Annotated in this window: 17 protein-coding genes and 1 pseudogene; 14 read left to right on the top strand and 4 right to left on the bottom strand. The window is 47.6% G+C overall.

Annotated features, from left to right (window positions below; all coding sequences use genetic code 11):
- The first annotated feature begins 186 nt into the window (after window positions 1-186).
- Together ACFQ0N_RS32025 and ACFQ0N_RS32020 are read left to right on the top strand one after the other, a co-directional pair.
- Window positions 187-2,781, top strand: coding sequence for a winged helix-turn-helix domain-containing protein (locus ACFQ0N_RS32025; RefSeq protein ID WP_379334182.1), 2,595 nt, complete (start codon window positions 187-189; stop codon window positions 2,779-2,781).
- Between the two features lie 186 nt (window positions 2,782-2,967).
- Window positions 2,968-5,919, top strand: coding sequence for an S-layer homology domain-containing protein (locus ACFQ0N_RS32020; protein WP_379334181.1), 2,952 nt, complete (start codon window positions 2,968-2,970; stop codon window positions 5,917-5,919).
- A 409-nt stretch (window positions 5,920-6,328) separates the two neighbouring features.
- On the opposite strand, the gene ACFQ0N_RS32015 is transcribed toward ACFQ0N_RS32020, so the two are convergent.
- Both ACFQ0N_RS32015 and ACFQ0N_RS32010 read right to left on the bottom strand, forming a co-directional pair.
- On the bottom strand, window positions 6,329-7,201 hold the full coding sequence (locus ACFQ0N_RS32015; RefSeq protein WP_379334180.1) for an ImmA/IrrE family metallo-endopeptidase: 873 nt from the start codon (window positions 7,199-7,201) through the stop codon (window positions 6,329-6,331).
- Window positions 7,195-7,518: pseudogene (locus ACFQ0N_RS32010) on the bottom strand (helix-turn-helix domain-containing protein); the annotation flags it as partial. The pseudogene ACFQ0N_RS32010 and the gene ACFQ0N_RS32015, both read right to left, overlap by 7 nt.
- Window positions 7,519-7,669: 151 nt before the next feature.
- Here ACFQ0N_RS32010 and ACFQ0N_RS32005 point away from each other — a divergent pair.
- From ACFQ0N_RS32005 to ACFQ0N_RS31980, 6 genes are all read left to right on the top strand, one after another.
- Complete coding sequence (locus ACFQ0N_RS32005; protein ID WP_379334179.1) at window positions 7,670-9,418, top strand: sensor histidine kinase; 1,749 nt, start codon at window positions 7,670-7,672, stop codon at window positions 9,416-9,418.
- Window positions 9,411-11,093, top strand: coding sequence for a response regulator (locus ACFQ0N_RS32000; RefSeq protein WP_379334178.1), 1,683 nt, complete (start codon window positions 9,411-9,413; stop codon window positions 11,091-11,093). The genes ACFQ0N_RS32005 and ACFQ0N_RS32000 overlap by 8 nt, the downstream gene beginning before the upstream one ends.
- 116 nt (window positions 11,094-11,209) lie before the next feature.
- On the top strand, window positions 11,210-12,904 hold the full coding sequence (locus ACFQ0N_RS31995) for an extracellular solute-binding protein (protein WP_379334177.1): 1,695 nt from the start codon (window positions 11,210-11,212) through the stop codon (window positions 12,902-12,904).
- A gap of 85 nt (window positions 12,905-12,989) precedes the next feature.
- Entirely contained in the window at window positions 12,990-13,901 is a 912-nt protein-coding gene (locus ACFQ0N_RS31990) for an ABC transporter permease (RefSeq protein WP_379334176.1), read from the top strand.
- 20 nt (window positions 13,902-13,921) lie between these two features.
- Entirely contained in the window at window positions 13,922-14,806 is an 885-nt protein-coding gene (locus ACFQ0N_RS31985; protein WP_379334175.1) for a carbohydrate ABC transporter permease, read from the top strand.
- Window positions 14,807-14,855: 49 nt separating this feature from the next.
- Window positions 14,856-17,291: a DUF4832 domain-containing protein gene (locus tag ACFQ0N_RS31980; RefSeq protein ID WP_379334174.1), complete on the top strand. Its 2,436-nt coding sequence runs from the start codon at window positions 14,856-14,858 to the stop codon at window positions 17,289-17,291.
- 44 nt (window positions 17,292-17,335) lie between these two features.
- On the opposite strand, the gene ACFQ0N_RS31975 is transcribed toward ACFQ0N_RS31980, so the two are convergent.
- A complete protein-coding gene (locus tag ACFQ0N_RS31975) occupies window positions 17,336-18,037 on the bottom strand; it encodes a hypothetical protein (protein WP_379334173.1) in 702 nt (233 codons plus the stop codon).
- A gap of 288 nt (window positions 18,038-18,325) precedes the next feature.
- On the opposite strand from ACFQ0N_RS31975, the gene ACFQ0N_RS31970 reads away from it, so the two are divergent.
- The 3 genes from ACFQ0N_RS31970 to ACFQ0N_RS31960 all read left to right on the top strand — a co-directional run bounded on the left by ACFQ0N_RS31970 (window position 18,326) and on the right by ACFQ0N_RS31960 (window position 20,279).
- Complete coding sequence (locus ACFQ0N_RS31970) at window positions 18,326-18,877, top strand: class I SAM-dependent methyltransferase (RefSeq protein ID WP_379334172.1); 552 nt, start codon at window positions 18,326-18,328, stop codon at window positions 18,875-18,877.
- Window positions 18,878-18,948: 71 nt separating this feature from the next.
- Complete coding sequence (locus tag ACFQ0N_RS31965) at window positions 18,949-19,641, top strand: phosphatase PAP2 family protein (RefSeq protein WP_379334171.1); 693 nt, start codon at window positions 18,949-18,951, stop codon at window positions 19,639-19,641.
- The gene (locus tag ACFQ0N_RS31960; protein WP_379334170.1) at window positions 19,638-20,279 is read left to right on the top strand and encodes a phosphatase PAP2 family protein; all 642 of its coding nucleotides are present in this window, start codon (window positions 19,638-19,640) and stop codon (window positions 20,277-20,279) included. The genes ACFQ0N_RS31965 and ACFQ0N_RS31960 overlap by 4 nt, the downstream gene beginning before the upstream one ends.
- A gap of 170 nt (window positions 20,280-20,449) precedes the next feature.
- Here the strand turns inward: ACFQ0N_RS31960 and ACFQ0N_RS31955 are convergent, their stop codons facing one another.
- Window positions 20,450-20,737 carry a hypothetical protein gene (locus ACFQ0N_RS31955; RefSeq protein WP_379334169.1) on the bottom strand — a complete coding sequence of 96 codons (288 nt, stop codon included), beginning with the start codon at window positions 20,735-20,737 and terminating at the stop codon, window positions 20,450-20,452.
- 384 nt (window positions 20,738-21,121) lie between these two features.
- On the opposite strand from ACFQ0N_RS31955, the gene ACFQ0N_RS31950 reads away from it, so the two are divergent.
- The 3 genes from ACFQ0N_RS31950 to ACFQ0N_RS31940 all read left to right on the top strand — a co-directional run bounded on the left by ACFQ0N_RS31950 (window position 21,122) and on the right by ACFQ0N_RS31940 (window position 23,820).
- Complete coding sequence (locus ACFQ0N_RS31950; RefSeq protein WP_379334168.1) at window positions 21,122-21,376, top strand: SGNH/GDSL hydrolase family protein; 255 nt, start codon at window positions 21,122-21,124, stop codon at window positions 21,374-21,376.
- Between the two features lie 122 nt (window positions 21,377-21,498).
- Window positions 21,499-22,032 carry a hypothetical protein gene (locus tag ACFQ0N_RS31945; RefSeq protein ID WP_379334167.1) on the top strand — a complete coding sequence of 178 codons (534 nt, stop codon included), beginning with the start codon at window positions 21,499-21,501 and terminating at the stop codon, window positions 22,030-22,032.
- 363 nt (window positions 22,033-22,395) lie between these two features.
- Window positions 22,396-23,820 (top strand): ABC transporter substrate-binding protein, encoded by a 1,425-nt coding sequence (locus tag ACFQ0N_RS31940; protein ID WP_379334166.1) that lies wholly within the window; start codon window positions 22,396-22,398, stop codon window positions 23,818-23,820.
- The last annotated feature ends 234 nt before the right edge of the window (window positions 23,821-24,054 follow it).

The raw sequence follows: 24,054 nt of genomic DNA, 5'->3' as shown, positions 1-24,054 counted from the left end.
GCGTTTTTCGGGTTAGGAAAGCCAAATTAAATAGGGGCCATAATCGGCGATGTTAAAAAAGCAGGCATTTTTCTGTTCTTTGTCGAAATGATTCTAAAGGCATTCCTCTTTATAAAGCGTTATTAGGGGAGTTCATTTTCCTTTTTTTAGATAAATATAAGTGTTCTTTGCGAGGATGAATATCATATGTATCGTGAAAACAATGACATTATTTTATCCAAATTGAACATTCCGCTGTCTATATCGCAAATCGTGCCACGTCCCCGCTTGATTGCCCAAATGAACGAGGGGTTGCAGCGGAAAGCGACATTTATAACGGCGCCTGCCGGCTATGGCAAAACAACGCTGGTCGCTGCTTGGGCAAGGCTGTTACCCGTACCGGTAGCGTGGCTGTCGCTTGACGCGAAAGATAACGATGCGGTTCGATTTTGGCATTATGTAAGCAAAGGCATAGAGCAAGCGCTTGGGGGCATATTCTCTTCAAGTGAGTCTTCGGCCGATACCTTGAGCCCGGGGCATTACGAGACATTTCTCACCGCTTTGATAAATGAATTGAATGGTCTGGAGAGGCAGCTCGTGCTGGTGTTTGACGATTGGCATGAGATTTTGGACAACCATATTTTATCATCCATCTCTTTTTTTCTCGAGTATTTGCCGCCGCGTGTACATATTTGCTTTGTTAGCCGCACAGGGCCCAAATGGGCCAAAGCGAGATGGAGCAGCCGGGACTGGACGAATGAATACCATATCGATCACTTGCGTTTCGATCTTCGGGAAACGATGGATTTTTTCCGAATTTGCACGGATCGCGAAATGCCGAGGGGACAGGTGGAACAAATTTGGGATCGAACGGAAGGGTGGGTCACAGGATTAAGGCTTGCTGCTTTGTCCATGCGGTACCGCGAGAAGAAACCCGATTTCAGCACCAAGCTGTCAGGTGATGCCGGCAAGGTCGAACAATATTTGCTGGAAGAAGTTTTTTCGGCTTTGGATGGCACCACCCAAATATTTCTTATGAACGTCTCTATTCTTAAAAAAATGAACGGGCCGCTTTGCGAAGTATTATCAGGGGAGAAGGACAGCGCGGGGAAACTGGCGGAGCTTTCGAGCGCCAATCTCTTTCTTGTTCCTCTAGATGAACAGGGGGATTGGTATCGGTTCCACCCTTTGTTTGGAGACTTTCTGAAAAAACAGCAAAAACGCCACGATCCGAGCCGAACGAATGATTTGTATCGTGCCGCAGCAAAATGGTACGAGACGCAAGGTTTCGGCGAAGACGCGATCGATTATTATTTAGCGGGGGAGCATTATACGGAAGCATTGGGCTTGCTCGAACAGATGAGAACCTTGATGATTCGCAGGGAATTTTCCACATTGCGAGTATGGCTGTCGGCGATCCCTGAACCGCTTCTTCAAGAGCATCATTACCTGTACTTCACCTACATCTACTCGTTGCTGTGGGACCATGAACCCGATTTGGCTGAAAAACATTTGCAGCTTGCCGAACAATATTATGCATCGTCTTCGGCTGCCTGGGAGCTAGAGGACAAGAATCGTTATTTGGGCGACCTGTATTATGTGAAGAATTTCAAGGCAACCCAGTATGATATGGATATGTTGAAAGCGTTGGAATATATCCGCCTTTCGCTGCAATACAATCCATCCGGTACCGATCTAATATTTGCTTCCCCGCAAATGCCGCTCACTCCATCCATTTACAGATCCTATAACGGCAAACGCGGCAGGCATCTGCCCAGAGATCTGGCGGAATCATTTTTCCTTAACATGATCGAGTTTATGGCAACGATGGGTTTACAGGAACCCGTTATGGTATGCTACGGTGAATTGCTGTATGAACGCAACGAATTGGACAAAGCGATGAAATATTTGCAGGCGGGACTTCCTGAACATATTCGGATCACTTATCAGCCGGAGAAGGTTTACGTTCCGTCCTGCCTGTTCCTTTCGCGAATAAGTAAAGCCAAACAGGATTATGCACAAGCGGAGAAATGGCTGGGGAAGGCAAAACAATATGCTCGGAACGATCAAGTCGAAGCCGCATTCATTCTCCTCGACGCGGAATGGGCTGCATTGCGTCTGGACATGGGTGACGAGGCCGCTGCCAGCGAATGGTTGGCCAAATATCGGGTATCGCCTGATGATCCCGTATCTGTGCATCAATTGTTCATCTACGTTTTTCTCCTAAGAATATTATTGGAGAGTGGAATGTATAAGGAGGCGTGGTCTTTATCGGAGAAATTGCTCGCCATCGCGATCAAAAATCATCGCCCGATGGATGCTCTGGATATCCAGATCCTGCAAGCGATGATCCTTCGACACATGAATAAGCCGGAGCAAGCGGTGCTGAAACTGGAAGACGCCCTTCAGTACGCGGAACCTGACGAGTATATCCGCGTATTCGTAGACAAAGGAAAGCCTGCTGCGGAGTTGTTGAAGGAGTACGTCCATTTGCGTCAGAAAGGAAATATCCGAGACAAGAGCTCACCTTCCCTCTCATACGTACGCCGGGTTTTGTCCTGCTATGGAGGCGGGGCTGTTCCGCCTCTTCCCGGGGAGGTTTTATTGGAAACACTTCTGACCAAGCGGGAGCTGGAAATATACCACTGCATGGAAGAAGGATTGGATAATGTGGCGATCGCGAACGCGCTCGGCATCGGGATGGGAACAGTGAAAACGCATATCAACCATATCTACAGCAAGCTTCAAGTGACCAGCCGGGTAGAAGCGATTCGTCGCGGCAGAGAGTTGCAAAGTCTATAACTCGATCTATAACCCTGGTTGGATTTCAAGCCGCGCGTGTCGTTGTATAATGGCAAACAAAGGGAGCGAGAAGCTCGAAAAAGCATGAACGGAGCGTGCAGCATGCAAGCGGTCAAGTCAGAAAAAAAGCAGTTGAGCCACACAGTGCAGAGATGGATCATTGTCCTCCTGCTAGGAGCCGTCATGATGGCAACGATGAATATGGGGAGGACAGCTTATGCTTCTGAGCGTATGCTTTCCACCGTTCCTATTGAATTGGAAGACGGGCAGGTGTTCAACCAAAGTGGAAGAAGCTACAGTGGTGTAATCAACTCCACTCCAATGGGCAAGGATATCGAAATGACCGCCTATGACAATTGGCCCGAAGGATTTACCAAAGGGCCTCAGGCTTTTTCAGGCGCTGTTTACGATGGAGAAAATATCTGGATGATTCCTTATCGTGCCGACCGCATTATAAGATTCGAGCCGCAGACGGGACAGATGACGGGATATAATGCATGGCCTGAAGGTTATGATCCGGGTCCGGATAGTTTTGCCAACGGGGCTTTTCATGGCGGAGTCTTCGATGGAAAGTCAATCTGGCTCATTCCTTTCGATGCGAATATGGTCGTTCAGCTCAACCCGGAGACGGGGGAAATGAGGGGCTATAATACCTGGCCTGAGGGGGTCAACACAGCGGATTATAAGTTTTCGGGGGGATATTTTGACGGAGAGTCAATCATTCTTGTTCCTGAGAAGGCGGAAGCACTTGTCGAACTGAATCCCACTACAGGAGAAATGAAGGGTTACAGCGGCTGGCCTGAAGGTTTGCGGCGGGGAGCAAACAGACTGGCATTTGAATCAAGTGTGTTTGACGGAAAGAACGTCTGGATGCTTCCTTATGAAGCCAATCAAGTTGTCAAGTTTAATACCGTGACCAAAGAAATGACGGGTTACGATGATGCGCCGGAAGGTGTAAACCTGAATACGACAACATTTATTGGGGGGGCCTATGACGGAAAACGCATTTGGATGGCGCCTCTTACAACAGAGTATGTCATCGCGATTGATTCCTCGACCGGGCAAATGTCAAAATATGAGATCTGGCCGGAAGGGGTTCAACCGTTCCCTTCTTCATACAATTCCATGTTCTATGACGGAAAAGCGGTTTGGTTGATTCCATACAATGAGAATGCATTTATGCGTATAGATCCAAATACAGGTGAAGCAACGTTGCATGGGAATTGGCCGGAGGGATTTAACAAGGGTCTTAGTTCCTTTTTTACGAGTGTTTCAGACGGAGAATATGTTTGGGCGATCCCGTTTTCAGCGGATCAAATCATCCGAATAAGCGGCAGTGAAAGACCGAGTCCGCCTGCTCCCGGCAATCTGCAAGCCATCTCGGGAGACGGGGAAGTAACCTTAACGTGGTCTGAGGTGGAGAGTGCTCTCTATTCGGTATATCGATATGAAGGGAATGGGGCGCCTGAAGATCTGAACGATTGGCAGAAAGTTGCAGAGGGAGTCTCGGCTGCCACTTACACGGTCTCAGGGTTAACAAACGGAGTCGATTATACTTTTGCTGTAACGGCGATTATTGATGGAGTGGAAAGCGATTTTTCCGCAGCGGTCACGGTCAAGCCGCAAGCATCGCCAAAACCGGACACGGAAGCGCCGCAATGGCCGGAAGGCAGCGAGCTGACCGTGTCGGATGTAGGGCAGACGAAAGTGAAGCTATCGTGGCCAAGTGCGACAGATAACGCCGGGGTAGCGGGTTATCGGATTTACGTCGACGGCATCGAGCGCGAAACGGTAGGCAGCGACGTAAATGATGTTACCATCGCGGGCTTGACCGCGGACACACGCTATAGGTTCAAAGTTACAGCCTATGATGAGGCGGGTAACGAGAGCGAGCCAGGATTGATCGCGGAGGCGACCACGTTGCCCGAGCCGACTGATCCTGACAGCGAAGCGCCAGAATGGCCAGAAGGCAGTGAACTGACCGTCTCGGAGATCACGCAGACAAGCATGAAGCTATCCTGGCCAAGCGCCACGGATAATGTAGGTGTGACCGGCTACCGGATTTACGTCGACGGCATCAATCGCGAAACGGTAGGCGGTGACGTAAATGAAGCTATCGTCGAGGGCTTGTCCGCAGACACCACCTATACGTTCAAAGTCACGGCTTATGATGAGGCGGGGAACGAAAGTGCAGTCGGATTAACAAAAACGGCCTCAACGCGCTCGCGTCCTTCCTCTGGCGGCAATGATTCAGGCGGAAGCTCGGGGGGCGGCTGGTATTTGTCCAGCAATACCAATCTGAAAGCACTGGAAATCTGGACGGCAGGTAAACGTGTTTCCCTTACGCCGTCGTTTTCGGCAAACATCTACGCGTATAAGGCTGAGACGGAAGCGAAACAAATTGAAGTGAAAGTGATTGCGGATCATGCGGCTTCCAAAGTGACATGGCACGGGAAGGCGCTGGGTGACGGCATCCAGATTGACTTGCAGGAAGGAGCGAATATCATTCCGCTGATCGTTCAGGCGGAAGACGGCTCCCGGGAAACATATACGCTCTCTATTGACCTAGTAACGCCTAAACCGGAAGAACCTGAACCACCGATGATCTCGTTTACTGATATCGCCGGACACTGGGCAGAAATCGACATCAAGCACGCCGCGGCGAAAGGTATCGTCAGCGGTAATCCGAACGGAGCATTCAAACCGAATAATCCCGTCACGCGCGCCGAGTTTACGGTCATGCTGGCAGGCGCTTTGAAATTGGAGGAGCCAGGTGCCGCGTTGACGTTCACCGATCAGAATCAAATCGGCGCATGGGCAAAGCAAGCCGTTGCGCAGGCGGTACAATTGGGGATTGTAAACGGATATACAGATGGCAGTTTCCGTCCGAATGCTCACATTACCCGTTCGGAGATGGCAGTCATGATCGCCAGAGCGCTCAAGCTGCAGATTAACGCCAAGGCTCCGACCGGCTTTGCCGATGACGAAGCGATTCCGCAATGGGCGAGAGGCGCGGCGGGAGCGATTCGCGAGCTTGGCATTGTGGATGGCCGCGGCCAGAACCGTTTTGTACCGAATGAAACGGCGGTGCGAGCGGAAGCGACGGTCATGCTGTTACGAATGCACTCACTACGTTGACGAGTGGGGCTTAACGAACCTGAGACACGCTATTGGCCAATAAATCGGCTTGCTCAGCGTGTAACGAATCAGACACACCTTATTTGGAGGGAAAAAGGCGGAAAAGCGGCCGATTTCGGTGAATAACGATCGGTAGATTCGTTACGCCACACAAGGCCCCATTTTGAGCCGAATAAGGGTTTTCGGGTTCAAATCTTATTAGATTGAAGATGTTGCCAAACAAGCGGACAGCAAAATCGCAAGATTAATCAAAGAGCAACTCCAACAATGATTCGCAGGTTTACCCAGTTTCTTAAACCGCGACAGCGCCCTTTTAGATGGGGCGCTGTTGAGGTTACATTCTTGGATAGATGGATAGCTAAAAAAGCAAGGGATCAAAGGGTACAGGCCCGGGTTGATGCCGCTAGTATCAACTTTCACCTTCATCCCCCTCGTACAAGAGGGATAAATCATTCTCGTCCAAGGCATTTTCTTCGATCAGTTTGTAATCCTCAAGCGATTTTTCGAACAGATGCAAATCTTCGGAAAGCTCCTGCAACGAAATGAAACCATCCTCATAATTGTCAATCAGCTTTCCCAGGTTCTCGCCTTCCACTCCGAACGTTCTCGTCCTGCTGTTGAGTTGAGCAAATATCCCTGGACTGATGTTGGTTCCTATTGTCCAATACAAACCGTCGGGATCTCGGGCATCCATGTGAAGGAGCATCTGAAGCAAGCCGCTGCTGAGCGCTTGGATTTCATGAAGTCTACGAACGATGGCTTTGTAGGGTAGCCGGTAATCGCAATGCAGCTCGGCAACAAAGCGAAGCAAGCTGGTTTGTGACCAAGTATCGAGCTTGAGTTTGCCCCTGTTTTTTTCTTTTACCTCATGAATCAAGCGTTCTGTGGGGAGTAAGAACTCAGCGGCAAACCGATTGGCTTTAAGTTCCCGGATTTCGCTGGTGTTATCAAGTCCTCTGCATAATACAAACCGATCAGAAGATTCATAATGATGATACAGCTCATGCGCCAATGCAAAAAGCTGTTTATCCCAGTATTCGGTCGTGTTGATTCCGATATAACAAATGGCATGCTCTTTTTCTTTGGAGGACAAATATAAGGCGGCGAACGGGTCAATGTCATTTCCTTGCTCGTCTGAAATCGGAACCCGGACGAGCTGAATGCCGAGCGAACGAATGACTTTAAACATATTATCGCCGAGCGGACCCATTCCCAGATCATAGGCGCGACGCTTGTCTTTCGCCAATTCCTCTATTTTATAAAGATCTTGTTCGGTTAACACAACGCACCCTCATCTTTCTTTTTTCTTAACCGGTCATGTTTTCTCAGGCAGAGCATCATGGAGATCATCTGATCGAATCCTGCCCGCTCGGCTTCAGTTCGTGCGCTGCCCATCAAGGCCACAAATACCTTATTTTCCTCTTCCTCTTCGGCAATATCGGCGACCTGAAACTGTAGGGCGCGCATTAACTCATTCAGTTGATTGATGGAAGGGAAGAACGTCCCTCGCTCCAGCCTGCTTATCAAATCTTTGTTAATGCTCGTTTGTTCTCCGAGTGTTTCCTGGGTGAAGCCTAGTTCTTTTCGTTTTTGGCTTACGAGATGAGCAAGCTTTCCAAGGGATACAACCTAGCTGTCAACCCTCTTTTTTAAACAATATTTATTTTCACACCGATTCCTCATTTTTGTGCTATGATGGCAACGATGCAGCAGTTGCGGCCAAAGATCCAGGACAGGGGTGGAATAAAACGTGCGTATCAGTTTCCGGCATTCTAAAAAGCTCTTTGTTTACCATAAAATTATTCTAGTCTTTTTTGTTCTCATTGTTCCGGTCTATGCGATAAATGTAGGCATTAATTATGTCAGTTTTTCGCATGCCAAAAAGCAAATTGTTGACTCAATCCTCGCGAATGCCGCTTTCTATGCCAAGCAATTGGACAACCAGTTTGAATTTATCCGGACCCGCCAGCTCGAATTGCTGAATGACTCGGATTTGCAGAAGCTCGGTTTTCAATCGGATTCACTGGAAACATTTGAAGAGATTCAAATTGTGAAAAAAATAAACGAGAATTTGCTTACCGTTCAAAATGCCAGCCCGTTAATCGTCAATGCCGGTGTATACATAAAATCTTATGGCAAAACGATTTCAACCGGCAATAATGTCAGCAGGCTTCCCAATCGGGAATGGGATGAAGTCTTGACTATGATGGGCGGGAATAAGAGTAAAGCCGTCTATTATTCACAGGATAAGCTGATATTGCTCAAATCAGCAAATAATGGAAACCTGATCTCCTATATTGAGCTGTCCGCCGGCCGTTTTAAACAAATGCTTCAGCAGCTCGTGCAGCAAAACAACAAGACGGGTACGGCAATTATTGCCGGTGAAGCTCCAAGCCGCCCGGTCGTCTATGAAAAGGCGGACGCCGCTTTAATCCAGTCGGTATCAGATAAGCTGAAAACTTTTGATGCGAACGAAATTCCCGGTTACATATCGCTCGAAATGGACGGCCAGCCATATTTGTTAACGGTTACACCGCTGCAAGCGTTTGGCTGGAAGCTGTGCACGTATATTTCTGAAGCGGAATTGACAGGGCCGCTAAAAAAGTATAACGCCTGGTATGTCATCTTATCCGCGGTATCGATTGTCGTTATCGTCATTTTTGCCTTTTCGGTCAATCGGATGATTCATGTCCCGCTTAACAAATTGAAGCAATCGTTCAGAAAGACGGAAATCGATTATCTTCACCTCTCCCTTCCATCCAGAAACGAAAACGAGTTTGATTATCTTTATGAAAGCTATGGCAAAATGCTGGAGAAATTGAAAACTTCCATCCAGCAAAACTACGAGCAGCGAATCGCTCTGCAGGAGTCGGAGCTTAAACAGCTGCAGTCGCAAATCAATCCTCATTTTTTATATAACGGTTTTTATAATATTTACCGGTTAAGCAAGTCCGGCCACCATGACAATGCGGCAACGCTGGCTCAGAAATTGGCGAGCTATTACCGTTTTATTACGAGGAACGGCTCCGATCAGGTCCAGCTGCATATGGAATATCGGAATGCCCTTGATTATTGCGCGATACAGCGCATTCGTTTTTCGAACCGGATTGATGTTCAATATGAGGAGCTTCCGGAGCAGCTGCGGTATTTTATGGTTCCGCGCCTGATCATTCAGCCGATCATTGAAAACGCATTCGAGCATGCTTTTGAGCATAGTTCCAAGGGCGGTACACTGTGTATCGGAGTCTGGCTCGACAGCCGGCTCCATATAACGGTAGAGGATAGCGGAGCCGGATTGGCAGACGAGCAAATCGCCCAGTTGCAGGAACGATTGATGAACCCGTTTGGCCTAACGGAAACAACCGGAATTTTAAATGTTAATCGCCGAATCCGGCTTAAATATGGCAGCGAAAGCGGCATAACCGTATCCCGAAGCTTGCTTGGCGGGCTGCGCGCGGAATTGATCATTGATATTAACGGGAGGGAGTCAGATGTATAGACTGCTTATTATCGACGATGAACCGGCAATTGTAGAGGGACTGGCGCAGTTATTCACGGAATGCGAGCGGCTGGAGCTGGATGTCTGGCAGGCGACTTGCGCCGATGAAGCGATAGCAGCAGCGAAAAAAATGAAGCTGGATATAGTGCTCAGCGATATTCGCATGCCGGAGAAAAACGGGTTTCAACTGATCGACGAGCTGTTAGTTTTTTGGCCGGCTTGCAAAATTATTTTTTTGACGGGATACAGCGAGTTTGATTACGCCTACAGCGCTTTTCAGAAAAATGTAGAAAATTATTTGCTGAAGGATGAGGAGGATGAGGTGTTAATCGCGGCGGTGGAGACCGTTGTCCGCAAGCTGGACGAGGAAAAAAGCAAGCTACAGCTGCTGGAAGAAGCGGCGAGCAAGGTGTCGGCTTATCAGCCTTATCTGCGCAAACAATATTTCGAAGGAATTTTGGCGGGGGAACGGACAGAAGGGCTGATACTCCATGCGCAGCTTGATGAGCAAAAGATGCAAATCAATATGCGGGAGCCGGTTTTACTACTCACCGGTTATGTCCGGAATTTTGCGCGGGAATTGACGTATGAGCATAAGCTGGAGCTCCATTATGCGGTGCAAAATGTGTTCCGGTCGGCGCTCACGCCGCTATTGGCAGCCGAGGAGGTCGTCTATGAGCGCTCGCAGCTCGTCTGGTTTATTCAGCCTGCCGCTACCGCGGAGCGGTTAATGCGGGAAGGAAAAATGACGGACTGGAAAGCAACGGCGGAATATTTGAAAGGCATGCTTGAGTTCGTGCAGAACATCTGTCAGGAAAAACTGGGGGCCGATCTGACTTTCCTGCTGTCCAGAGGCCCGGTCGCTTGGCAAGATGCGCACAGCGAATTTGAATTTATGCGTTCTTACATGGAAATGCGAAATTGGCTCGCCCCGAACATGACGCTTATCGATTTAAGCATTGCCGCAGACCCGCATCTGTTCAACCCGACCTTAAAGCGGTTGTCCGATAATGAGCATTATGAGCGGCTGCTTGAGCATTTGGAGCGCGCTTTGCGGGATGGCAGCGGCGAGCAGGCGCAGCAGGCTTGCGGTCAAATGTTCCGGTTTATCAAACAGGATGCTGCGGCCAGCTACGCGGACGGCATGCGCAAATATTTGAAGCTGCTTTTGCTTTATATGTCCTTAGCTCTTGAGCTGGAGCTTACGCTGAAAGGGGACGGGGGCATGGATTTAACTCGGTTGTTCCATTTGGACATGCCTGCCGATTGGGAGGGCGAGGAGCGGTATTTCCTGTCATTGGGGCAAGCGATTTGCGTTCAAAACGATAAAAAACAGGAGAAAGGGATGCATGAGCTGATCGAAAAAGTTCATCAGTTCATCGATGCCCATCTGAGCGAGGACTTGTCATTGATTAAAATTGCGGATGTCGTCTACATGAATCCGTCTTATTTTTCCCGTTTCTATAAGCAGCAGACAGGACGCAACGTCTCCGGCTACATTCACGATTCCAAGTTGAAGGCGGCCCGGACGATGCTTGGAAATGCCAGGATGAAAATTCAAGACATTGCGAGTGCGCTCGGCTTTACATCCCCGTCTTACTTTACGATCTTTTTTAAAAAAATGACCGGCATGACGCCGCAGGAGTTCAGGGAGCGGTCTGTAAACGGCGGATAAGTAAACCAAGTAAAAGAATGTAAAGATAAAGAGATAGTAAGCGCTTTTATGAGCAATTAGAATTAATGGTGAAGAGCGGGAGTAACAGCTGCAACTCAACAAAAGGGGGCTACAGAATGAAACGAAAATTCGGAACGATGCTGCTTATGTCTTGTTGTTCAATGAGCATTATGCTTGCTGCGGCTTGCTCCAGTCAGAATCAGCAGAACACACCGAGCGAACCGGCGCCGGCAGAGCAGAACAACCAGACAGCGGAAACGGGAACGCAAAATGAAGCGGCCGATCCGCTCAGCAAATATCCGGAGACGATTACCGTAACGCAGGTAATTGGCACCTCTCCTCCCCAGGATCCGAAGACGCCGGCCAGCACGACACCGGAAACGAACAGCTATGTTACAAAACTAAAAGAAATGCTGAACATTGAGCTGAAATATTTATGGAGCGTGCCGGCGGATCAATTTGCGCAAAAGTTTTCGCTTTCCGTCGCGTCGGGAGACTTGCCTGACGTTATGGCGGTCAGCGCCAGCGATTTTGAGAAGTTTAAGGAAGACGGCCTGCTTGCCGATCTGACGGACGCTTACAACCGCTATGCTTCCCCGACCTTGAAGCAATATGTGGAGCAGGACGGCGGCGCTACGCTAAGCATGTTCAAAGACGAGGACGGCAAAATTCGCGGGCTGCCGGGCTTTGAGGACCCGTATTTATCGACGCAAATATTATGGATCCGCAACGATTGGCTGAAGAACCTGAATTTGGAGGTTCCGACGACGTTGGAGGAGCTGGAAAAGGTCGCGGAGGCATTCGTCAAGCAGGATCCGGACAAGAATGGCAAGAACGATACGTTCGGAATTGCCATGAACAAAGAGCTGATTAGCTGGGGCTTTGATGCGCGAGGGCTGTTCCATACGATGGGCGCCTATCCGAAGGCATGGATAAAAGATAAGGACGGCAAGCTGGCGGCGGGCGAGATTCAGCCGGAAACGAAGCAGGCGCTTGAAAAGCTGCAATCATGGTACAACAATGGAATTTTGGACAAGGAGTTCGCTTTTAAAGATATTAATAAAGTGGTGGAGGACGTAGTGGCCGGCAAGGTGGGCATCGCCTTTGGCGAATGGTGGTATCCCGAATGGCCGCTTAACTTAAATCGCGACAAAGAGCCCGAAGCGGATTGGAAACCGTATGTGCTGCCTTCATTTGAAGGCAAGCAAGGCGTTCCGCTGGTGCCAAAGTTAAGGCTCAGCAAGGTGATCGTGGCCAATAAAGAGATGAAAAATCCGGAAGCTTTGGTGAAAATGGCGAATTTCTATTTGGAGCTGGAGGAACCGAAATATCGAGACGTCAATAAGCCGGAGAACGGATTTGTGTACAACTGGTATGAGCCCCGGTTCTACAATCCGACGGATATTGCCGACGGGTATGCGGCGGTCAATGCCGCTTTAAAGGCCGGGAATGCGGACAATCTCGATCCTAAATTGCAAGGCCTCTACGACAAAGCCAAAAAATATTTGGACGGCGACCAAAGTTTTTGGGGGCCGTATACGAGCCGGGTTGATGAAAACGGCGGCTGGGGACTGACGCAGAAAATTAAAGAAATGCCGGTCGTGTTCAATGAATATGCGGGCCCGCCAACGCCGACCCAGGTGGAAAAGGGCGCTTCACTGGAAAAATTGACGGATGAAACGTTTATGAAAATTATTGTCGGTTCCCCAATCAGTGAATTCGATAAATATGTGGAAAGCTGGAAAAAGCTTGGTGGAGACGATATTTCGGATGAAGTCAACGAGTGGTATGAGAAGCTTGCTGCGAAATAAGTCATGCCAGGGCGGGGGAGGCTTTAAAGCCTTTCCCGTCTCCTCTTAGCCGGCTGACTCATCCCTAAAGCGGAGGAACAATTCCATGCATAAAAAAATATTGAAGCTCGGACAGGCAAAAGCGGAACTCCCCATGCATCTTATGCTTATTCCGGGCATGATCGTAACGCTTGTTTACGCTTACGGTCCTATGGCCGGCATCGTGATGGCGTTTCAGAAGTTTAAGCCGACGTTAGGTTTCATCAAGTCGAAATGGATCGGCTTCGATAATTTTCACTTTGTATTCAATCTTCCCGATACGCTGCAGGTCATATGGAACACGCTCATCATTGCCGTATTAAAAATTATTTTCGGGCTGATCGTTCCTTTAATGCTAGCATTGCTTGTAAATGAAGTGCGTAAATCATGGTTTCAGCGGACGATGCAAACGAGCGTCTTTTTGCCCTTTTTCTTGTCCTGGACTGTACTGGGCGGCGTACTGTTCGAAATTTTCTCGCTTAAAGGACCGGTCAACAGCCTGATTGGCGCCTTCGGCTTTGAGCCGGTCATGTTTATGGGCAGCAACGGCTGGTTTCGGGCGATATTGGTCGGCTCCGACGTCTGGAAGGGCATGGGCTACAATATGATAATTTTTTTGGCTGCCATAACGGCCATTAACCCCAATCTGTATGAAGCGGCCGAAGTGGACGGGGCGGGCAAATGGAAGCAAATGCTGCATATTACGCTACCCGGCATGGTGCCGATTATTATTTTGCTGACGACTTTAAGTTTGGGCGGTTTATTGAATGCCGGGTTTGAGCAGATTTTGATTTTATACAATCCGACGGTTTATCAAAGTGCCGACGTTATCGATACCTTCGTCTACCGAATGGGCATATTCGATCAGCAATATGGGCCGGCTGCGGCCATCGGGCTGTTCAAATCCGTTATTTCCACTCTGCTCGTCGGTGTATCGTATTGGACCGCTTACCGGTTCAGCAACTACCGGATATTTTAATAGAATTAGGGTGATGCGGCTTGGTTTACAAAGAATCGTTTCCTAGAAGAGCCTTTATAGCAGGCAATTACTTGCTGTTATCGGCCGTTACACTGCTCGGGATCATCCCGTTTATCCATCTGTTGGCGGTTTCGTTAAGCTCCAATACGGCGGTGCTGGCCGGCGAAGTAACGCTGTGGCCCCGAGGCTTTACGCTTGAAGCCTACCGCTTTCTTGGGCAAAAGGTTGATTTCATCCGCTCTTTGGGCGTCTCGCTGGAGCGGGTCGTGCTCGGCACGGTCATAAATATGCTGCTGGCGGTACTGACGGCTTATCCGCTGTCAAAGGAGGTCAGGCAATTTCGTTTTCGCACCTTTTATGTATGGTTTTTTGCCATTACGATGTTTTTCGGCGGCGGCTTGATTCCGACCTATATCGTCGTCAAAGAAACAGGGCTGATGAATACGATTTGGGCTCTGGTTGTACCGGGAGCTTTGAACGTATGGAACATGATCATGCTGCTTAATTTTTTCAGGGGCATTTCCAAGGATTTGCAGGAGGCGGCCTTAATGGACGGCGCCGGTCATTGGAAGCTTCTATGGAGCATTTACTTGCCGGTCTCCAAGCCGGCCATCGCGACTATTCTGCTGTTTACGATTGTCGGGCATTGGAACTCATGGTTTGACGGTATTTTGTACCTCAACGCGCCGGAGCACTATCCGCTGCAAACTTATTTGTCGACACTTGTCACCTCGATGAACAAATCGATGATTGGCATTGACGATTTGAATGTGCTGCAAAATTTGAGTGAACAGACATTGCGCACGGCGCAAATATTTTTGGGCGCGCTGCCGATTATGCTGGTTTATCCGTTTTTGCAGAAGCATTTTACCAAAGGAATTACGATTGGCAGTGTGAAGGAGTAGTGTTAAGAAATCGAGCAGCTGTTTATTTATGAAGGGAAGGGATGTCAAAGTGAAGAAATTCGTTTCCGGATTAATAGTTTGCGCCATGTTGTTTACGTGCTTGCTGAACAGCCCGGCTCTCGCCGCGTCTGGCGGGGCGGAAGAGGATTCGAATGTTGCGCTGCAAGCGAAAGCAAGCACGACTTCGGTGACGGGGCAAAACGATATCCTCAATATTATTGACGGCAACGATACATTCGGCTGGGCGACCGGCAATCACGAGCTGCCTCAAGATATTGTGCTCGATTGGGGCAACAAAAAAGTGAGGACGAGCAAGCTGACGCTGCTCACCAACTACGGTCCCGGCCAAGGCATTACCAAAATGGACATTGAGTATTTTGACGGAATGAAGTGGCAAACAGCTCGGTCAGACGTTGCGATTGACTGGAAGATGAACGAGCAAACTGCTGAGGCGGTCGATATTGTCATTCCCGAGATTGAAGCGGCAAAAATTCGGCTGCATATAAAGGAAGCGAATCTGGTATGGGAGGGGTTTGCGATCATTGAGCTGAAAGTTTGGGGCGTATTGCTGTGGACGTCCGAGGCGGCTGCGCAAGCGATTGTTTCGCTCGAGCAGCCGGCCAGAGGGCAAACACAGCTGAAGCTGCCCGTGCATGACGGGTTTGATATACGGATTCACTCTACCGATCAAGAGGAGCGAATTTCCCTTGACGGAACGATTTCGCCCAGGCAGGATGCGGCGACCGTTACGCTCATTCTTGAGGTCGTGAGCAGAGCCGATCAATCGAGGGCGCTCACTTCTCCTTTGCAGGTTACGGTTCCCGGCGTGCCACCAGCTGAGTACGCTTTGTTTGCTCCTGTGGAAGATAAGACGGGCATCATTAAAAATCCGGCGATGGGGTGGGCGATGTATGTCGAGGAATTTTCCGGACCGCTGATCGACGCCGATACGTACTGGCAGGCGGTTGATCCTTACAGGGACGCGGCAAGCATCCTCTATATCCGGGTGCCCTGGTCCCGCATGGAACCGGCAGAAGGAGCTTATGCATGGAATGTGGATGAAAATTATAAAAAGCTGGTAGACATGGCCTTGGAGCGCAAGCTGAAGCTGGCGTTTCGCATCGTGGTCGACAGTCAAGACGTCCATATGCAGGCGACGCCGCAGTTTGTGTTCGATGCCGGAGCAGAAGGAGTAGCCGCTGCATCCAATCCTAACTTCAAGACGCCGTATGTAACGGATCCGGTGTTCAGACAGAAGTTTGAAAATTTCGTTGCCGCATTCGCCAAGCAGTATGATAATCCGGATGTCGTTGATTATATTGACGGAGGCAGTCTCGGCTGGTGGGGGGAAATGTACACCTTTAACCAAAAGATGAGCGCAGAGGAAAAGGAGGATACGTTCAAGTGGATCAGCAATTTGTACGCCGGCGAGTTCAAGCATGTATTGCTGGGCATGCAGTACGGCAATTCCTTTGAGCTGCGGCTGCAGGATTGGGCGCTGGATGAGCAGGGCTTCATGATCCGCAGAGACAGCTACGGCAGCCCTGTTTATTTTCCACGGGCGGCGCAGGATCTGATCAATACCCATTGGCCGAAGGTTCCTGTATTTGCCGAAAATTGCTACCAGAGCTTCGTCTCATGGCCAGAATCCTGCGACGGGAACACGAGGCCGATTCATGACATGCTGGCGCGGGTCGTGGATGATGCGCTTTACACGCATGCCAATACATTGGATTTGCGGCATCCGGAGGATGTCAAGGAATGGGTAACGAATCATCCCGATTTAGTTGAGCAGTTTGCGCTGCAGGGAGGCTATCGCCTGGTCTTGGACGATGTTGCTTACCCGGCTGCGATGCTTTCCGGACAGTCGTATCCGCTGTACCATTCATGGAAAAATGCCGCAGCAGGCAAGCTGCCTAACGATGTGCCGAATTGGGGCCATAAATATAAAGTAGCCTTTGCCCTGCTGGATCGAATGACAGGCAGCCCCGTCTATATGTCAATCGATGAGGCCGAGCCTGCCGATTGGATAAAAGGGCAAAATTACAACTATACCGGTAAGCTGGACTTGAATGGGATCCCTGGTGGCACCTATGAATTGGCCGTCGCGATTGTCGACAGCAGCAAACAAAATAAGCCGGCCATCCGTTTGGCCGTAAAAGACATCATGACAGAAGACGGATGGTATAAATTAGGTGCTATCCGTGTCGTGCCTGCGCTTGGCCAGCTGGATAAAATCGTGACTAGCGGCTGGCAGGAAGGCTTGATCAAAAATAACGGCATAGCAAGCAGCCTGCTGGCGAAAATATCATCAGCGCAAAAGGCAGAGCCAAAACAAGCCGTGAAAAAGTTGAACGGCCTGACCGAGTTTATTATGACGCACTCCGGCAAACATATCGATTCTTCTTTTGCCAATTTGCTAGTTTCGGACATTGCTTTTCTTCTGCAAGCGCAAGCGTTTCAACAAAGCCAACAGGATAGCTGAAACAGCAGCCCCTGATTCGCCGCGGCGAATCAGGGGCATTGTCATCACTCTTTCAACTGAACCTGTACATTATCGATGCGATAGGGCTGTAAAGTTCCCCGGGTCCCGATTTTACCGGAGGTGAAGGAACTGTCCGAAGCGGCTCCCAAATATTGATAGGTCGCGCCGCCATCCGACAAAATATAGGCGGTAATCGAACTCCCGGCCAAGACCATTTTTAAGTAGTAGTAATAATTAGTTGAGTAGTTGAAGGGACCGGAAGCAAGCTCAGACCATACGCCGCCATCATTTTTATTCAAATGCCATGTTTTAGTCCCGTTATAATTGTAGATTTCCAGCTGATAGAAATGATTGTTGTCAACGACGCGGCCAAGAATTCCGGCGCCTGCGCCCTGAGTGTCACTGGTCAGCAGGATGGCCGCTTGGACGAGATAGTCCGTCCAGTTGCCGCCGGCGGCCGACAGGTTGTAGCCATTTGAGAGCATCGCGTATTCATAGGAATGGCCGACAGGTTTAATGACTGCCCATGAATCGCCGTCCGTCGTCCATCCATTGGCATTGCCATCCTCGAAGCTATCGAAAAACACCGTCCTGCCTTCCTCTCCTGAAGGGAGGCTCTGAAGGACGCCGGACGGGATCGGGTGGCCGAAGCTTGGAAAACCGCTGCTATCCCAGGTGAATTTCTGTATGCACAGCTCACGGTCAAAAAGCGAATATGCCGGATAACGGCTGACAAGAACAGTCACGATAGGCGTGCCGACGGCAACCGAAAGGCAAACCCGGATACAAGCGCACCTGCCGACGAGATTGTTATTTCCAAATCGGATGCAACTTCGGATAGCAATCCGACAATAACAAATTCGCTTGTTCCCGTGACGAATGTCCAAGCCTGATAATTCAGATATTATTTCAGATAAAACCTAACTAATATTTCAGATAAAACCTAACTAATATTTCAGAAAAACCTAACTCATATTTCAGATTTTTTTCTTATAATCATTACTACCATAATGAAAAGGGGAAGAGTCAGACAAATGAGTCTCCAAAAATTGCAATTTTTTTATCAGTTCATAAAATATCCGCGTGTCATCGGGAGTATTACGCCAAGTTCAATTTTTTTAGCCAAAGCTATGGTTGCTCCAGTGCATTGGGATGATGCCGAGGTCATCGTTGAACTTGGCGCCGGTACAGGAGTATTTACGAAATGTATTAAACAAAAAATGAAAAAGGGGAGTCGGGCGTATATATTTGAGAAAAATTTACATTTGAGTAATCAACTTTTACAGCAATATCCAGCCTTTTCTCACCACACGAGGGCTGAACATCTATCGTCTTCCTTGTACGAAGCGGGAGAGAAATATGCTGATGTTATCATTTCCGGTCTTCCTTTTACCGTATTCCCCAAATCATTAACAATACAGATTACAAATGAGGTTCTCAAAAGTTTGAAACCCGGTGGACTTTTTATTACTTTTCAATTTTCACTGAATATGAAAAAGCAGCTGCAATCTCATTTTTCTAAGGTAGACATTAAATTTGTTCCGCTAAATATCTTTCCGGCCTTTGTTTTTATTTGCTACAAATAATGAAGTCGAAAAAAAATATTCCGATGGCATTCCACCATCTTTGAGGTGTATATCGGAAAAAGGAGAAAGGCATGAGAAATACAAATACAGGTTATAAGCCCTTGTTATGGATACTGGTTATTCCTGTCTTAAATATTTTTTATGGAATATTGAATCATGGCGGACCTAACGTCGTTAGTTTAACGACAGATCTGGATGAACGAATTCCTTTTGTTCCTGCTTTTATTATTCCTTATTTGATTTGGTACCCTTTTATTTTAGCTATGCTTATTGTTTTTTTTATAAAAATGAGGAGGGTATATTATCAAACGTTGATCACTCTTTGTCTGGGCCTTGTCGCGTGTTATATAACTTATTATTTTTATCAAACTGTGATCATTCGCCCGACAATTACCGGCGATGGGTTTATTAATTGGCTCGTCAGTCTGGTTTACAGCGATAATCCTTATAATTGTTTTCCAAGTATTCATGTCCTAACCAGTTATTTGATGCTGAAGGGGATGTCAGATTGCACAACTCTGTCGAAAACTTCGCGATTACTGATATTTATAACTTCGTGGACCATTATTATTTCAACCTTATTTGTGAAACAGCATTTTTTGTTAGACATTGCTGGAGCCATTTTATTAGCAGAGGTGCTGTATTTCGTCGTTGGTAAATTATTGCCTGTGCAAGCGGAAAGCAAACAATCCGTTGTTACCGATCGCGAAGAAAATTCAATGATAGGGGATGTGATCGAGATAAAAGGAGATAAAGTGGTATGAGAAGTAAAATTTCAGAGTATATGCCGTTGTTGTGGTTAATGGTGATTCCCGTCTTCAACCTTTTTTATGGAATATTGAATCATGGCGGACCAAATGTCTCCAGTTTAATGACAGATCTGGATGAACGAATTCCTTTTGTTCCTGCTTTTGTTATTCCTTATTTGATTTGGTACCCTTTTATTTTCGCTATGCTTGTCGTATTTTTCGTCAAAACAAGAAGAGCATATTATCAAACTCTGATCACTTTATGTCTTGGCCTGGCCGTTTGTTGTATAACGTATTCCTTTTTTCAAACGCAGATCACTCGCCCGCTGATTACCGATCATGGGCTACTATATTCGCTTGTCAGTTTAGTCTACCAAAACGACAATCCTTATAATTGTTTTCCTAGTACTCATGTCCTAACCAGCTATTTAATATTGAAGGGGATGTCAGACTGTACAAATTTGTCAAAATTTTCGCGAATGTTAATATTTGTAACTTCGTGGGCCATTATTGCATCAACCGTACTAGTGAAACAGCATGTAGTGTTAGACGTTGCCGGAGCCATTTTATTGGCAGAAATGCTATACTCCGTCGTTGGTAAATTGCTGCCCGTACAAACGGAGAGCAAAGTATCGGTTGCATCCGTTAGATGATAACGGCGCTTGCATTACAGCCAATCCAAACATACGGGCTGAAATTCTAGCGAGTTGCTTGTTGCGCCATCACCATCGATTGATGTGCGACAATTGTGAAAAGACGCAAACGCTTACCAATTGTCCGGTGGATCAGGCACTGCAACTGCTCGGTTCTTGCAAAATCATCATCAATTATCGTTTCGAAGTATACAGCATTTGCTAACGATGTCAGGAGAAAACCTCGGCTCATGAATAATGTCCGCTCTTGCTGAAGAACGACCTAATCTTCTTCCGTCAGCTGAAACGGCTTTAGATTGAGCGGAGCGTTTTTTTCGTTCAGACGCCCGGCCACGCAATCCGCGTACAGCCTTTTTCACCCAGTTCAGCTCGGTCAACATATATTCGTAACCGACCCACATCATATGCAGCGTGGCGCGGGAAACGATAGGAATATGCTCCACGTACATCGCTTTCATTCTTTCGACTTCTTGCTCCCAACGTATGATCTTGCGCTCCAAAATATCTGCGATTTTGTCCTGATCTCCGTACTGGGCAAATATCATCGATGCAAAAAACGGATGATTTAGATGGGGTTCTTCCTGTATTTTTTCCAGCAGCAGCTTCTGAAACAGAGCTCGACCGGTATCGGTAATCCGATAAATGGTTCTTACCGGCCGGTTCCCGTCGCTGACGACATCTACCGCTTCGATATAACCGTCCTTTTCAATTGATCGATCGCTTAATAAAAAGTGTCGTAGTGCATTTTAATATAAACGTGCATTTCCCGTTCTTTCATTTCTTGCATCATTTCATAGGGGTAGCTGTCGCCCTCCATCAGCAAGCCGAGAATAATCGCAGGAATGGCGAATGAAGGCAGGCTCTACATCGCTACATTAATTCCGATCAATGGGCTGGAAGAAGAGGTTAATGCCTTTAATAGCAGGTTGAAAGCGGTCATCGAGGCAAGGAATGAAACAAGATTTCAGCTAGTCAATCTTCACGATGCGCTGGAGCTAAGCGACTTGCGGGACGGAGTGCACCCAACCGACGAAGGCTATGATAAGATGGCGGAGGCGTGGTATAAGGCTATCAGCGAAAGCTTTTTGAAAGGATGAAAAGGTGATTTTTGTAATTTTTCTAAAAAAAGGGTAGGAATTGATGACGCGCTATGTTAAAATGGGAATTGTCGGGAATATCAACCCGCATATTCCATATTTTACATTTTGAGGTGTTGTGAATGTTGAACCGAACTTTTAAACTCTCATCCCTTTTGGCCTTAGTTTTTTTGCTTTCTATGGTTTTTTCTGCTTCTGCTTTTGCTGATCCAACCAACAGTAATAAAGATATTACAAGCGGCTGTGGTTGTGCTGGGAATAGCGGAGATACCCTTCCGCAATTATCTCAAACTGAAAAAGACGCGGCAATTGCTACAGCATTGGCAGACCAAAATACTATGGATTACATCAACTCTGCTATTACTGCTGGATATCAATTAAAACCGGAAGAGACGGTTGTAAGAGAAAATTCCTCTGGTCAGATCAATGTAGTTTTTCTGTTGTATAAATCCGATACAGACTATAAAGCCGTTATGCATAATTCAACGGGATTTACTGATGTAGTTGTTGTTAAAGATGGAAACTACCATTTTGGGGATGGGGATGTTCAGCCAAGAGTATACTGTTGGCTCTGTGTCACGACTTGTGCCGGATTAATTGAAATACCTCCTGCATTCCTCTCTTGTGTAGCTTTATGTACCGCAATGTGTGCATAAAGATATCTCTAAAATAAAAAGCGATCGAGTATTTTTCGATCGCTTTTAGTCATTTAGTAAAGGGAGTGACCAAGTGATGAATAAAAGAAAAAAAGTACTGTTCAAGTTCATCCTCTTATGCATAGTAGTTTTACTTATTGGGCTCATTATTTTATTTAATTTTAGTTCATTGGTGGACTTTTTTGCTGGTCTGTCATTTTGGGGATGGATTTTATTCATTCTGATCGTTCTTTTATTTCTTGTATTTTTTCGCTATGGACTCGTTTAAAGACAATCTTCCAAATAGTAGGAAATAGTAGATTCCATATGGTACAATAATAACCATGGAAAAAATTACTTCTTACTGGAAAGGAAGAGGATGAGTTGAAAGGTTTTGGACGTATTGGCTTGATTGGCGCTTTAACGATGTCAGTTGTATTGTCGGGCTGCAGCCTGGGGGGAGCCGGTTCACCGAAAGAGGCGGAAAGCACGTCGCTAAAGGTGATGTATTACGATGAAAGATCTTTTTTCAGCCAGTTAGGGATGGTCTATTCAGCGGTTCATCCAGAAGTGGACATTACCGTCGTGACCCAGCAGCGTCAAATGGGGCCTTCTGATGAAGAGATCGATTGGAAAGCGGAGTTCGATAAATTTGTTGCGGAGGAGCAGCCGGATATTTTGATGCTCTCCCCGGACCAGGTGACCCAATATGCCGAGGACGGTAAGCTGCTAGAATTGGATGCGTTGACGGAAGATAAAGCTTACAAAAAAGAAACGCTTATTCCAGGTCTGCTCGATTATGCCAGAGAGCTGGGGGGCGGAAAGGTGTATGGACTTCCCACCAATTTCTACAGTCAGGTTATTTACTACAACAAGGACTTATTCAATCAACATGGCATACCGCTGCCCGAAGATCGGATGAGCTGGGAAAAGGTGTTTGAACTCGCACAGCGCTTTCCGACAGACGGGGCGAAGGATAAACGGGTATATGGCTTGAGTCTCGGCTACAACAGCGAGTTTTTCCAATTGGGAATGATGCTTGGATCGTCACAGAATCTGAATATGTTCAACCCTACAAGCAAGCAGGTTACAGTCGATACGGCCGCATGGAAAAAAGTTTTTCAGACCGCTTTGTCGGGATTGAAATCCGGAGCGCTCTATACGGATGATCCGTATTCCTCCAGTTCAGGCCGTCAGACTTACGAGGATCACCTGCTGCGGGATCCGTTCGTTGCCGGAAAAATAGGAATGAAGCTTGAGGGCTCATTTCTGATGGAGCAAATCAAGGAAGCGCAGAAGATGGTGCCGGACAGGGCCATTCAAAACTGGGATATGGTCACCGTGCCCGTCAATCCGGAAAGTCCGGATGAGAGCAATAATATATCGTTTAACCAAATTTTCGCAATCAATTCCAAGTCTGTTAACATCGAGGCGGCTAAAGATTTTATTAGCTATATTACAGGAGAGGATTATGCCAGGGTCGTGTCAAAGATTCAAAATGGCGGCTTCCCGATTCGCACAAATTACTTGAAGGATGACAGCGAGCGTAATATGAAAGCCTTCTATAGCCTGAAGCCGGCGCAATCCAACATGTATAAGGATTACGACAAGCTGCCTCAGGATTTCTACATGAACTTCATGACGATCGCCCAGGAGGAACTCAAGAGCGTGTACGATGATAAAAAATCGCTTGATGAGGCGCTTGCTTCACTGCAAACTAGAGGGCAGCAAGCGATGGAACAGGCGCCGAAGCCGAAAGAGAAGAAGGAAGCAGGGGTAGCAGGGGGATCAGGGGTAGTAAACCCTTAGCCTTAGCTAAAGTAATAGCGCCTCAGATTCGCCGCGGCGAATCTGAGGTGTTTTTTTGCAGATTCGTGACCACCCCGGGGTTTGTGATAGCCTCCCGGCGCATGAGCGACGGATGTCACGGCCGCTATTTTCGAAATTTTGACCGATCTGAAATTGTAACGGATCTGTGCGCCGTTATTTGATGATCAGGAGCACGATTTCGTCAGAAAACGTCCAATTAAGATCGCTCAGATC

The sequence above is a fragment of the Paenibacillus sp. GCM10027626 genome (assembly GCF_042676285.1).
Taxonomy (GTDB): domain Bacteria; phylum Bacillota; class Bacilli; order Paenibacillales; family Paenibacillaceae; genus Paenibacillus_Z.
Note: the sequence above shows the minus strand (reverse complement) of the source record. Positions and strands in the feature narration are given on the sequence as shown.

Bases quoted from the DNA above. Each gene is read 5' to 3' on its own strand.
- ACFQ0N_RS31960 (WP_379334170.1), top strand. From the start codon at position 19,638: ATGAGAAGTAAAATTTCAGAGTATATGCCGTTGTTGTGGTTAATGGTG.
- ACFQ0N_RS31945 (WP_379334167.1), top strand. From the start codon at position 21,499: ATGTTGAACCGAACTTTTAAACTCTCATCCCTTTTGGCCTTAGTTTTT.
- ACFQ0N_RS31970 (WP_379334172.1), top strand. From the start codon at position 18,326: ATGAGTCTCCAAAAATTGCAATTTTTTTATCAGTTCATAAAATATCCG.
- ACFQ0N_RS32025 (WP_379334182.1), top strand. From the start codon at position 187: ATGTATCGTGAAAACAATGACATTATTTTATCCAAATTGAACATTCCG.
- ACFQ0N_RS32020 (WP_379334181.1), top strand. From the start codon at position 2,968: ATGGCAACGATGAATATGGGGAGGACAGCTTATGCTTCTGAGCGTATG.
- ACFQ0N_RS31995 (WP_379334177.1), top strand. From the start codon at position 11,210: ATGAAACGAAAATTCGGAACGATGCTGCTTATGTCTTGTTGTTCAATG.
- ACFQ0N_RS31990 (WP_379334176.1), top strand. From the start codon at position 12,990: ATGCATAAAAAAATATTGAAGCTCGGACAGGCAAAAGCGGAACTCCCC.
- ACFQ0N_RS32000 (WP_379334178.1), top strand. From the start codon at position 9,411: ATGTATAGACTGCTTATTATCGACGATGAACCGGCAATTGTAGAGGGA.
- ACFQ0N_RS31965 (WP_379334171.1), top strand. From the start codon at position 18,949: ATGAGAAATACAAATACAGGTTATAAGCCCTTGTTATGGATACTGGTT.
- ACFQ0N_RS31950 (WP_379334168.1), top strand. From the start codon at position 21,122: ATGGCGAATGAAGGCAGGCTCTACATCGCTACATTAATTCCGATCAAT.
- ACFQ0N_RS31955 (WP_379334169.1), bottom strand. From the start codon at position 20,737: ATGAAAGCGATGTACGTGGAGCATATTCCTATCGTTTCCCGCGCCACG.